The organism is Halovenus aranensis (assembly GCF_900100385.1).
GTDB classification, from domain to species: Archaea; Halobacteriota; Halobacteria; order Halobacteriales; family Haloarculaceae; genus Halovenus; species Halovenus aranensis.
This window is the reverse complement of sequence record NZ_FNFC01000011.1, coordinates 1-11988: the sequence shown is the minus strand read 5'-3', so window position 1 is coordinate 11988 and position 11988 is coordinate 1. Positions and strand designations below refer to the sequence as shown.

The 11988-nt window shown below is 62.7% G+C and carries 11 protein-coding genes, 1 tRNA gene and 1 pseudogene; 5 read left to right on the top strand and 8 right to left on the bottom strand.

What is annotated here, in order from left to right; translation table 11 throughout:
- Window positions 1-24: 24 nt before the first annotated feature.
- Complete coding sequence (locus BLR34_RS11640) at window positions 25-1431, bottom strand: single-stranded DNA binding protein (RefSeq protein WP_092703209.1); 1407 nt, start codon at window positions 1429-1431, stop codon at window positions 25-27.
- Window positions 1432-1573: 142 nt separating this feature from the next.
- A complete protein-coding gene (locus tag BLR34_RS11635) occupies window positions 1574-2191 on the bottom strand; it encodes a DUF7504 family protein (protein WP_092703207.1) in 618 nt (205 codons plus the stop codon).
- A 103-nt stretch (window positions 2192-2294) separates the two neighbouring features.
- On the opposite strand from BLR34_RS11635, the gene BLR34_RS11630 reads away from it, so the two are divergent.
- Window positions 2295-2367, top strand: a tRNA-Arg gene (locus tag BLR34_RS11630).
- Between the two features lie 368 nt (window positions 2368-2735).
- Here BLR34_RS11630 and BLR34_RS11625 read toward each other — a convergent pair.
- The 3 genes from BLR34_RS11625 to BLR34_RS11615 form a co-directional block, all read right to left on the bottom strand.
- Entirely contained in the window at window positions 2736-3815 is a 1080-nt protein-coding gene (locus BLR34_RS11625; RefSeq protein ID WP_092703205.1) for a DUF7978 family protein, read from the bottom strand.
- A gap of 85 nt (window positions 3816-3900) precedes the next feature.
- Complete coding sequence (locus BLR34_RS11620) at window positions 3901-4632, bottom strand: hypothetical protein (RefSeq protein ID WP_092703200.1); 732 nt, start codon at window positions 4630-4632, stop codon at window positions 3901-3903.
- A gap of 70 nt (window positions 4633-4702) precedes the next feature.
- Window positions 4703-5233 carry a 50S ribosomal protein L16 gene (locus tag BLR34_RS11615; protein ID WP_092703198.1) on the bottom strand — a complete coding sequence of 177 codons (531 nt, stop codon included), beginning with the start codon at window positions 5231-5233 and terminating at the stop codon, window positions 4703-4705.
- A 310-nt stretch (window positions 5234-5543) separates the two neighbouring features.
- On the opposite strand from BLR34_RS11615, the gene BLR34_RS11610 reads away from it, so the two are divergent.
- Window positions 5544-6731: a tryptophan--tRNA ligase gene (locus tag BLR34_RS11610; protein ID WP_092703196.1), complete on the top strand. Its 1188-nt coding sequence runs from the start codon at window positions 5544-5546 to the stop codon at window positions 6729-6731.
- 58 nt (window positions 6732-6789) lie between these two features.
- Here BLR34_RS11610 and pheT read toward each other — a convergent pair whose 3' ends face one another.
- Together pheT and pheS are read right to left on the bottom strand one after the other, a co-directional pair.
- Window positions 6790-8505: a phenylalanine--tRNA ligase subunit beta gene (gene pheT / locus BLR34_RS11605; protein ID WP_092703194.1), complete on the bottom strand. Its 1716-nt coding sequence runs from the start codon at window positions 8503-8505 to the stop codon at window positions 6790-6792.
- A complete protein-coding gene (gene pheS / locus BLR34_RS11600; RefSeq protein ID WP_092703192.1) occupies window positions 8505-10013 on the bottom strand; it encodes a phenylalanine--tRNA ligase subunit alpha in 1509 nt (502 codons plus the stop codon). Before pheS ends, pheT begins: the two co-directional genes overlap by 1 nt.
- A gap of 273 nt (window positions 10014-10286) precedes the next feature.
- Here pheS and BLR34_RS11595 point away from each other — a divergent pair, with 273 nt between their 5' ends.
- From BLR34_RS11595 to BLR34_RS11585, 3 genes are all read left to right on the top strand, one after another.
- A complete protein-coding gene (locus tag BLR34_RS11595) occupies window positions 10287-10757 on the top strand; it encodes an acyltransferase (protein WP_092703190.1) in 471 nt (156 codons plus the stop codon).
- Window positions 10758-10871: 114 nt separating this feature from the next.
- The gene (locus BLR34_RS11590) at window positions 10872-11390 is read left to right on the top strand and encodes a GrpB family protein (RefSeq protein WP_092703188.1); all 519 of its coding nucleotides are present in this window, start codon (window positions 10872-10874) and stop codon (window positions 11388-11390) included.
- Window positions 11387-11638, top strand: coding sequence for a DUF4260 family protein (locus BLR34_RS11585; protein WP_218120884.1), 252 nt, complete (start codon window positions 11387-11389; stop codon window positions 11636-11638). The genes BLR34_RS11590 and BLR34_RS11585 overlap by 4 nt, the downstream gene beginning before the upstream one ends.
- 44 nt (window positions 11639-11682) lie before the next feature.
- On the opposite strand, the pseudogene BLR34_RS11580 reads toward BLR34_RS11585, so the two are convergent.
- Window positions 11683-11988, bottom strand: a pseudogene (locus BLR34_RS11580) (IS5/IS1182 family transposase); the annotation flags it as partial.

Sequence of the window (11988 nt, the reverse complement as noted above, 5' to 3'; positions counted from 1 at the left end):
GTAACGCTCGGGGCGCGAGCGCCATCAGAGTATCTCGTTGGCGTCGAGTACCTCCTCGTCGACCGTTCCTCTGGCTGTTATTTCCTCGCCGAGTCGCAGTGTCTCCGTCGTGTCGACACTCATCGTCTCCGTTCCGTCATCCAGAATGACTGGGTTGCCGGTCTGAACGACTGTCCCCGTGAACTCGACGGTCTCGCCGTCGGTTTCCTCGCTCGTCGCCTCGGGCGTCTCGCCGTCAGCGAACGCATCGAGGCCGGTGTCTCCGCCGTCCGAAACTGCTGTGTCACCGTCACTGGCACCGCTCGACGGCGACGCACCAACTTCTGTCGTGGCGTCTTCGAGGACGACAACTGTCGACTGCCACCCTGCTGAGGCTTCGAGGTCGTCCTGCCAGCCGTCCTGTATCTCCGCATCGGCCACCAGCAGTTCGTCTCCCGGCCCAATGTCGATATCAGCCGTTTCGCCCCACAGTGCGACTCGAATATCCCCGGAGTCGTCTTGCAGCCGGACGTTTCGGACTTGCCCCTCCGAGCCGTCGTCGCGGTCGAAGGTCCGCTTTGGGTCCGTCGAGCGCACCACGCCCGCGATATCGACCGTCTGGTCTATTTCGACGCCGTCTATGGGCGTCGTATCTGGCTCGTAGTCGACGGGCTCGTCGACTTCGTCGACGGCTCCCCTGTCGCCCACGTGGAGTTCGAGGTCGCCCTCTCGTTCTCTGACGTAGCCGTCGACGACCTCGACTGCGGTCCCAGGGTCGAGTTCTTCGGCGCGGTCGGCGCGGTCGTCCCACAGTGTCACCCGAATTCGACCGGTCTCGTCGCCGAGCGTGAGATTCGCGACGCGGCCTTCCGAGCCGTCGTCGCGGTCGAAGGTTCGTACGGCGTCGGTCCCAAGCACCAGCCCTCGCAGTGTCACGTCGGACTGGCCGAGCGTGAGCGCGTCGATGCTGTCGCTCTCTAGTGCGACCTCGATATCGACCTCGTCGTCGGGCTCGGCTTCGGTGACGCTCACTTCGAGTCCGTTGTACCCCTCTTTGGGCCGCCCCTTGACGCGCAGTACGTCTCCGGGTTCGAGTTGGCCAGAGTCGACGGCCTCGGCTTGTTCGTCCCAGAATGCGAGCCGGACGCTGCCGGTCTCGTCGGCCGCCTCGGCGTTGATCACCATTCCTTCACCTTCCTCGTCGCGCTCGAAGGTCCGCAACTCGCCGATAGTGCGGACCTTGGCGAGGAACTTCACCTCGTCCATCGCGGGGTCGATATCCGCGACGGTGTCCACTTCGCCGTCTGCAAGCTCGTGTGCGAGTAGCTGGGCGGCCGTCTCCTCGTCGACCAGGCCGTCCATCTGTGATACTTTCTCCTCGACTGCCTCCCGGAACTCCTCCTCGGAGACCTCCGTCTCGAGATCGGCGTAGATATCCTCAATCGCACCCATTACTGTACGGAACACACGGCTGGTCGCCGCTTAAGCGTTGTCGTTGGGGCTGTGTCCCTCTGCCCTCGTGCATTTGTCTCTGTCGGTTCTGGTGGCTCTGCCATCGCGCCTGGCTGGCGCCTGTTGGTATATAAATACTGGGTCAGGTCTGGACTGACCAGTTACCGTCCTCGTCGACCTCGACGACGGCATCGAACAGCCCCTTGAGTGTAGCGAGCGTCTGCCGGTCGTGGGCGTCGGGGTCGAGGCGGTAGTAGCCGACACCGTCGACGGTCTTCACCCGGCCGGTGACGACGTGGAGGAAGCGAAACGCCCGCTGCAGGTCGGCGTACTGCAGCAGCGACGTAACCGAGTCGAAACAGATTGCAATCTCCTCGCTGTCGTCGGCCGCTTTCGCCATCGTCGAAAGCAACTCGCTGAGCTGGATACCGATACCAGTCAGGTCCGAGGGGTTCTCGACCGACTTGACCGCCCACGAGGGGTCGTCGACATCGGTCTCGCCCTGTCCGATTGGGACGATTCCACCGCGGACGGGCGGCGTGCCGACGTTGTCGCTCCAGAGGTCGACCCAGTCCGGTGCCGTGTCTGTGTAGGTGACTGTGAGGACGTTCGTCTCGCTTGGCGGTGTCCGAGAGAGGAGCGTTAGGCAGGCCTGTCGACCCTGGTTTCCGAGCGATGGAACCAGTAGTAACACGTTAGAGACAGCATCGAGCCCCGAGAGGTCCAGCGTATCGTCTCCCTGTCCTGCCCGCTCAGCCATATACTACTGTCAGGCTCGGGTCCCTATAAGAATGCTGATTGTGACAGCAGTAGCGCCGACGAATCGTAACCCCTTTAGCCAGTAGCCCGCTACGGATGAGTGAGTCCTGGTAGGGTAGTGGACTATCCTCTTGGCTTGCGGAGCCAGGGACCGGAGTTCAAATCTCCGCCAGGACGTTCTCAGCGGCAAACGACGGCGAGCGGAGCGAGCCGTCCGTGCCGCTGGAATCGACGCCGCGGAGATTTGGGCAAGCAAGTCACAGCCCGCACAGGAGCGAAGCGACGAGCAGGAACGTCTTGCCCAGTTCAAATCTCCGCCAGGACGTTCATTCCTTACGACTGTACCGCGGTAGCGGCCGCTGTGTCATTCGCGTCTTGGCTTGCCCTGCGCTTGCGTCACTCGCGCAGGACGCCGTCAGGACTGTTCGGATTCATCGAAGTTCTATTCGGCTTTGTTCCATCTACAGGCGGTTTGAGGCGAGTGCCTCGGGGTGGGTTCACATGTCCGCTGTCAGGGCGACGGCCAGAGAGACTGGCCGCAGGCCTCAGAGTCCTCGTGAGAGATACCCGCCGATGCCACCGAAGACGACGCTGTAGATGATGCCCCACAGCAGCAGTGTGACGCCGATTTCAGGGCCGGCCGTTGCGCCCAGTTCCTCGGTCGTAAACAGGAACGTGCCGGCTGCGAGCAAGGGAAGATACCCGACGACGACACTCGCCCCGGCGACAGCCCCCTCTGGACCGGTCAGCGGGTCTGTGACGCGAGACGCCACCGAGTACCCCGAAATAAACAGCATGAGGGCTATCATCCCGTAGAACACTACGCCGTTGAGCTTGTCGATTCGGTCGAGATAGTTGATAACTTCCACCGACGCACCGCCGGCACTCACGGTGATGTCCACCATGTTCGCGTTGTAAAACGCCCAGCCAAAGGCCTGTATCTCGTCTGGCAACACGGCGTCGATGTTGCCGTCGGTAATCTCGTTGAGCCGATAGAAGAAGTATATCGTCGTGAAGGTAAACGAGAGGATGAACCCGAGCAACCCGTAGAGAAATCCACCGACGGGACGGAACCCGGACGAGAGCATAGCTGCGGGGTTGGCGTTTGAGTGCCCCTCTCTTGACATCTGTCCGCGGGGCTGGCTCGCTTGTCCTCGTGGCGGTCGTTGCCCGCTATCGACACCCGGCGACTGTTGGGGCGGTGACTGGCCGCCGTCAACACCCGGGGACTGCTGTTGGGGCGGTTGCTGTCGGCCGCGACTCTGTGTCTGTCGTTGCTGTCCGGCCCCACCCGTCGACTGGTAGCTGTCAGGGTCCTCGACGGAAATGTTGTACTGGTCTGCGCGTTGCCGTGCCTGGTCGGTGACTGTTCCGGCTGCCGTCACCTCGACGATGTCCGCTCCGGCACTCTCGGCGTCGTCGACGAGCCACTCGATGTCCTCGACGGTCACGGCGGCCGTCACTGCCGGAACGACCAACACCAGCCGTCGTCGCGACGTCTCCGGGTCGAGCCCAATTACGCGGTACATGCCGCGGGCGACCTCTTCCCGGTCGGCGTCCCATCCTGTTCCTGCGAGATGTTGCTCGACAATCTCTTCTAACCCCCGTGTGTCTTTGCCAGCCATCGAGCACAACAAGCAGTGGTGGTCATTTATAATTTTATTACACAGCAGGGTATTCAGATGTCGCAGTCTCTCGTGTTCGGACCGCTCAGAGAGTGAGTATCACCGCGCCTGCACCCCCGAGAAACACGGCGACGACTAGCGGCAACACCGCGGCCTTCAGCCGGGCCAGTGCGAAGCCTGTCGGGGACTTATCGGTGATAACGAGCGACCCGGTGAGCGCCGGTGTTCCCTGCTGTCGTTCTATCCGGCCGGCGACGGTGTACTCCTCATCGGATTCGACTCGGCGCTCGACGTACTGCCGTGTCCCCATCCCGGGTATCGTCGCGAGCCAGTCGGCGACCGGTGAGAGCGCGTCACGACCGTCGACGAAACTCGCGATTCGGTCTGGTGGTGTCTCGCGTGCGCCCACGGTCACGACCGTCGACGCGGTATCAAGCGAGAATCGACGGGGTGATGGCTCCACTCGCAGCGACCCCCGCTCGCCTGTGAGTCGGAAGGGGAGCGTTGCGACCCCATCGTCGAGGTGAGCAAACCCCCAGGGGATGCCGATGCCAGATGGCTGGCGTTCGCTCACCGCGAACTCGAAGCCGAGACAGCGTGTCCCCGTGAACGGACCGGCGACGGTCTTGTCTGCCGGCGCTGTCGTTCCGCGACAGACTACGAACGCACCGTCGGTGCCGGATTCGATAACGCTCGACGGGTCGACCGGCGCTGTCCGTACTACCTTTGGCACGACGACGAGCTGTCGGAGGCTGTACCACACTATTGCGAGACTGACGGCGACAAGCGACGCTCCGAAAAGAGACAGAACGACCATTCATCTTGTCGGTCGAGTCGCCGGCCGTTATAGCTGGCGACGAGTTGCAGACCGAGAAAAACGAGACAGATTACGCGACGAGCTCCTCTTCGCCGCGTTCGACCTTGATGCGGCAGGGCGGCGTAATCTTGTTGTAGGCACGTCGGTAGGCCTCCTTGACCTCGGCGGCCTGGTCGACGGTACAGTAGGCGGTGAACAGTCGTTCGCCGGCCTGGATTCGGGCCGCGGTACCGACGATTTTACCGAACGCCTGGCGCATTCCGTCGGAGACACGGTCGGCACCCGCACCGGTCGCCTGTTTGTTCTCTCGGATGACTTGATGGGGGAACTTCCGGAGAATCATCCGGTAGTTACCCTCACCGAACTCTTTGATGAGGTGACGGTTGGCCGAGAGTCGTGCGGATTCGAGCGAGCCGTGGCGAATCTGGACGGACTCTTCGACGACGAGCGAAATCTGGACGGGATAGTCCTCGGGTTCGCTCTGTTTGTCACCCATCTCGTACTGTGCAATCTTGGACCCGGGGATGCCCGTGATGTATTCGCGTCGCGTGTAGGCGGGCTTGTCGATATCCCGGTACATCGAAGCTGGTTTGTCCGACATAGGTTGTTCTTGTCCGATGAAAGATGAGCCCGTAATTAAGGGCTTCGAACCACGAGCGTCCTCAGCGCGTCGCCCACCTGTCGTGGACCGACAGACGGTCTGGTTTCGAAGTAATTATACCGATTCGCCCTCTCATCATCGAGTAATTCCGATGTCCACTCCCATCGGCCGTGGCTGGCGCTGGCGTCTGTTCTCGGGAGTGGACAGTATCGCGTTCTGAGGCGACGGGCTTCACCCGCCTGCCGACGGCGCGGTGCTCACTCGCTTCCGTCGTGTGTCGGTTATAAAGTGAGCACCAGCGAGACAGACTATGACAACACAGGACGACTTCACCGTGACACCGCACAGCGTCGACGGCGACGTCGACTACGACCAACTCCTCGACCAGTTCGGCGCCGACGAGGTGACGCCCGACCAGTGCGGGCGTTTCCCTGGCCCCGGACATCCACTCGTCCGACGCGGCGTGTTTTACGCACACCGTGACCTCGACCGGTTTCTCGACGCCGCGACGGCCGGCGGAGACCACGCCCTCGTCACCGGAGTCGGGCCCTCTGGCCCGATGCATATCGGCCACGTCTTTCCATTCTACTTCGCCAAGTACCTTCAGGAAACGGCGGGGACAACGGTGTATATCCCGTTCTCGGACGACGAGAAGTATCTCACCAAAGACCAGTCACTCGACGAAATCGGCAGGCATACGCTGGACAATCTACGTGATATCCTTGCCGTCGGGTTCGACCCCGAACGAACACGCCTGATTGTCGATAGTGCCGACGCCGACGTGGTCTATCCGCTCGCGTCGGCTCTGAGCAACGAACTCACCCAGGCAACGGTCGATGCGACATACGGCGAGCCCGAGAACGTCGGCCTCTCGTTTTATCCGGCGGTGCAGGCGACACACCTTCTGCTTCCGCAACTCGTCGAGGGGCGACAGCCGACCCTCGTTCCAATCGGGGCCGACCAGGACCCTCACGTCCGGGTCTGTCGAGACGTGGCCGGCAAGGAACGGTACGACATCGAGAAACCGAGCGCGCTCCTCTCGAAGTTCCTCCCGAGCCTCGACGGGCCGGGCAAGATGAGCGCCTCTGACGACGCGCCGAACATCCTCCTCACCGACGACCGCGAGACGATTCGCGAGAAGATACTGACCTACGCCTACTCCGGCGGCCAGTCGAGTGTCGCGGACCACCGCGAACAGGGGGGCGACCCCGAGGTCGACATCTCCTTCCTGCTCCTGTATTATTTCTTCGAGGACGACGACGAAGAAGTCGAGCGGCTGGCTCGGGAGTACCGGGAGGGGTCGCTGCTGAGCGGCGAACTCAAGGAAATCGCCGCCGAGAAGATTGCTAACTTCTTCGAAGGCCACCAGCAACGCCGCGACCAACTGGGTTCGCTTGGCGAAGAACTCGAACCCTATCGGCTGACCGAGGCCGAACGACGGCGGGCGCTTGGGGCGGTCGGCTACCCCGACGACGCGCTCGTCAGACAGCAGCGCTAAGTAAGGGGATGGTGGCGTCTTGTCCGCCACTCCGCAACCGTCGCGAGTCTCGGCCCGACTACTGCAGCGCGTCCAGCCGGAACTCGGCGGCAACCACGGGAACCTCGATGTCGTGGCCGACGATAACCTCGGGGTGAACTTCACCGACGACGCCGACCGACTCGCCGTCGATGACGACCGCGGCACAGCGGCCGGGGATGAACGACGGATGCTCGGTCGCTGGCGTCTCCAGCTCAGCATCGAACCGTCCGGTGAGCGCCTGCAGGCGGGCGCGAACGTCCTCGTAGGACGCCTCGGGGTCGGCCATTGCGAGGGAAACTGTCCGGTGTTCGGCGACGTTGGTGTTTTCGCTCTCGTCGACACAGGCCGCGAGGCCGATTTCGGCGAGATGCTGGGGATAGGACCGGTGGGTGTTGTTTTCGAGCACCTGCATCACCGAGGGGAGCGCCCAGGTCCGTAACATCGTGTAGGCCTCGCTGTATGGCTCGATGATGGTGACCGGCTCGCCGCCGCCGACCACGTCGGTCCCGGGTTCGACGCCCAGCCGCTCGAAGTTCTCGCGTTCGTTCGTCATATAGAAGTTGAGCAGGTCCTCGAAGCCGAGTCCGACCAGCGTCTCGCGGACGGCGTCTTCCAGCCGGGAGCGCTCGTGGCGCGTTCCGACGGTTGCCACGTCGGGGTAGCGCGGCCCCAGTTCGTTGAAGCCGTAGACTCGACCGATATCGTCGATAACGTCGACCGGGTGGAGCACGTCGACACGGTAGGGTGGAATCTCGAACTCGTAGTTCTCCTCGACACGTACGTCGAGTCCGGAGCGTTCGGCGCAGTCGACAATCGTCTCCTCGTCGAAGCCGACGCCGAGTACCGTCTCGATGCGGTCGTGGGTGACTGTCTTGGTCTTCGTCGCGAGGTCCGGCCTATCGAGCGTGTGGCCAGCGTACTCGCCGGGTGCATCCTCGTCGTAGCTGATTTCGACGCGTTCGAGGCGGCCGCCGCGGGCCGACAGCGCATAACAGACGATGTTCAGCATGTGGTCGACGGTCCACTGGTCGGTCCCCGTCATCTCGATGAGCAGGTCCCGGGAGTCCTCGGTAACTTCGGTCCGTCGGCCGTTGATGACCGGCGGGAACGAGAACAGCCCGATGTCGTCGTAGATAGCGGGATACCGGTCCATCCCGGCAACGAGGTCAGCGTAGTCCGACCCCATGTGGTGGGCGTCGAGTACCTCGGCAGGTGTCATCTCCTCGTCGCTTTCCAGCGGGACGAACCGCTCGTCGGGCGACATCGAGGTGTACCGAATCGACTTCTCTGCGCCGTCTTTGGCCGGCGCGCCCTTCAGCATCGTCATGTCGTGGATGCCGATGGCCCCTTTGGCCCGGCCGCGTCCCATCGTCGCATGGAGTTTCTCTTGGAGCTGGAGAATCGATTCGAGCACCCCATCAGAGAGGTCGACGTCGCGGACGACTGCACCAGTCACGTAGGGGCGCTGTTCCGGTGTCTCTTCGACTTCGATTGTCCACTCGGGGTCGTTCGTCGAGGGGATGGCGACGCCGCGGTCCTCGCCGTAGTAGTACCGCAGGGCGCGGGCAATCCCCTCTATTGAGAGCCAGTCCAGACGGTCCGGCTCGAACTCGACTTTCAGGTCGCCGTCTTCGGTTTCGCCCTCGAATTCGAGGCCGAGGCCGAACATATCGTCGAGCAGGTCGTCTTCGCTCTTGTCGCGCTGGTCTGTGAGTTCTCGGAGTTCGTCGGGGTCGACGTTGACGACTGGCATCAGTAAATCACCTCCTCTGTTCGCAGGTACTCAAGATCGACGAGCGTTCCGTGCACGTCTCGGATGTCTTCGGCACCGGTCGCGAGCATCATCAGCCGTTCGAGCGCGAGCCCCCAGGCCATCACGTCGCAGTCGACCTCGAGCGGTTCGAGCATCTCCGGTCGGAAGATGCCCGAGTTCCCGATTTCGATGAGTTCGCCGGTCTCGGGGTGGCGACCGAACAGCTCGAAGCTCGGCTCCGTGTACGGGTTATAGGTCGGCTTGAACTCCAGGTCGGTGATGCCAAACTGCTCGTAGAACTCGGTGAACGTCCCCATCAGGTCACGCACCGACAGCTCCTCGGCCATCACCCAGCCTTCGATTTGGAAGAACTCGAGCAGATGAGTCGCGTCGAGTTCGTCGTTGCGGTAGGCCTTCTCGACGCTGAAAAACCGCTGGGGCGGTTCGAGGTCGCCGAGGGCCTCTCCGGCCAGGTGGCGGGCGGTCAGCGACGTGGTGTGTCCCCGGAGCGCGAGCTGGCGAGCGAAGTCCTCGTCCCACGGCGAGTGGTATCCCTCGCCGTCCTCGCCGACGCCGTCGCTATGTGCGGTTTTGACGCGGTCGACGATGTCGTCGGGGACGTCGTCGATTTTCCCCGGATTCTCGATGGCGAAGCGGTCCCAGTGGGTGCGTGCGGGGTGGTCCTGGGGCATGAACAGACAGTCGTGAATCCAGAAGTCGGCGTCGACGGTCGGCCCCTGCATCTCCTGAAAGCCCATGCCGACGAGCACGTCTTTGACCCGGTCGGCCATCTCCCGCAGTGCGTGTTTGCGCCCTGGTTCGATATCGTCGGCGTCGGCCTCGACGTTGTAATCGGTGAACTCGACGGTTTCCCATTCGCCGCTCGTCAACAATTCGGGCGTGAGTCGGTCGACGGTTTCGGCGGCCTCGACGCCCTCCATCAGTGCCGTCACACCATCGCCGGTCAAGGTGACCGACCGGACCGTTCGTTCGTCACGGTCGATTAATCCGCGGCGGTCGAGCTGGTCGAGTACGGCCTCGTCGTCGACAGCATCACCCGCCGCGAGCGTTTCGAGCGCCTGCAACTCGGCGTCGCTCTCGAGGTCGGCGTCGGCGTCGACTGTTACGTCGCCGCTGTCCACGGTTCCGTATCCCTTTCTGGCGAAGTTTGCCAGAGCGATATCGACCGCGTCACCGTCGAGCCCTGCCTCACCGATAAGTCGTCCAAGCGAGACTGGCTCCTCGGCCGCGCCAGCCGCGAGTGCCGCCTCGTACAGCGCGAGTTCCGGCAGGCCGTCGGCGGCGTAGTCCTCGCCTTCGCCGGTCAGCGTGACCTCTGCCTCGGTGCGTTCACCGAGGTCGACGAGACCGCGTTCTTCGAGCTCGAACGCCGCTCGCGCCACGGCCTGTGGCTGTTCGCCAACCTCGCTGGCAATGTCGGTTACGTCCCGTTGCGACTGTGCGTCCGCGGCCCTGAGGACCGCGACCTGTGTTTCTGGCAGTTGCATCGATTGTTGGTGGATACACCGGGGGTCGGTTAGTTAACGGTTCCCGTTCCGACTGACGAGTTTCACCGGCTCACACCGCGAGCGGCTCCACACGCCACGATTCAGAAAGCGAAAAATCCGAATCCCAGTGCGCTCGCTGACTCGCGTGCCGTACGCCGACGGTGGGAGTCGGACCTCATACCACAAACGAGACGAGGTGACAACTAAAGCGTTCTGGAACGGGCGACCGTCGGAGGGAGAAACATTCAACAGTCTCGGCTGGGTTGGTCGGCTATGTCCATCGACGACACCGCCCGAGTTGTCGACTCGACGGTCGGCGACTCACAGCTCCGTGAACACGTGACCGTCCACGACTCCGACATCGGCGACGACTGCAGGCTCTACGAGCGCGTCTCGGTCAAGAAATCGACGCTCGGCGACTCCATCGACATCAACGCCGGCAGTTACGTCGAGAACGCAACGGTCGAGTCCGGCGTCCAGATTGGCCCCAACAGCACCGTCGCCGGCGTGACACACGACCTCGACGAGAGCGGCATGACCTTTCGAAACGACAGCTTCGAGCCGATACACCTCCGTGAAGGCGTCTTCCTCGGCGGGGGCGCGGTCGTCGGGCCGGGGGTCGAACTCGGCGAGAACGCCGTCGTCGCTGCGGGCGCAACCGTGACCGATGATGTCGACTCGGAGATGATTGTGCTCGGCTCGCCGCCGGACCAGCAGGTCGTCTCGCTGTCTGAGTGGGTCTAAGAGACACTCCAGTGAGACGCCAGCCTATCGATACCGCCCTCCGATTGCGTGGCCGCCGTCGCTCGTTTCTCCAAGACCAGTTCCTTCTTGTAGCGAAATAACGTAGAGAGACTGATGATTGGACTGGAACGCGGCCGTGTCGAGTTGGTCCCTCACGACGAGAGGTGGGCACGGCTGTTCGAACGGGAGGCAGACCGCCTTCGCTCGGTACTGACAGACGGTGTGGTGACTATCGAGCACGTCGGCAGTACCGCAATCGCGGGCGTCCCCGCAAAGCCGATCATCGACATCCTCGTCGTCGCCGAGACTGTCGGGGACCGCGAGACCTGGAGCCGCGACCTCGATGCACTCGGCTATACGTTCCGTCCGAACGACGCAGTCGAGGACAGGCACTTCTTCGCAAAGGGTCCAGAGGACGACCGGACACACTACCTTTCGATAACAGAAGCAGGGAGCAAAACCCACACCGAACAGCTCGCCTTCCGCGATTACCTCCGTGAACACCCGCGTGAGGCCAGACGATACGCCAGAGTGAAAGCGGAACTGGCCGAGCGATTCGCCGAGGACCGCGCGACCTACACCGAGTCCAAGTCCGGATTCGTCAGAGCGATTCTCGAACAGGCCACCGAGTGAACGGTGCCTACACCAGTGCTATCGCGGTTCACACGTATCTCGCGCCCGTCACGCTCGGAGCCGCTGGCGCATCGTTCGGTATGTCACTCCCCGTCTGGGTTGCACTCGTCTGGGCCGCGCACATCGGCGCCGACCGTGCTGTTGGCTACGGACTCAAATACCCGACCGAGTTCAAACACACCCACCTCTCGGGTCAAGGCGACCACAACACAGCAGGACTCGCTGCGGTAGCCCCCGCTGACGAGTAAAACAGAATAAACTGCTCTATTGAAAATGCGGGACGGGAGTCGGATCATAGCGTTTTGGCGAGTTTCTTGAGATTGTTGAGCGCGAACAGGAGGACGATCTCACGGAACTGGCGGTACCAGAACCGCGAACGCAGGGCGGAGTCCTGCGTTCGCTTGACCGTCGAGTAGGACGTTTCTGCCATCCATCGCTGCGTGTAGCTTTTCTCCCGGATGAGCGCGTTATTCGCAGTTGCCATCAGCGACGATCCGCGGTAGTGAACAAGGTACTCGACGTCGTGTGCAGCGATTTCGTATTCCGTGTGCCAGTCCTGGAACCCATTGTCAGCAGCCACGGCCCGCAGGTCGTCCGC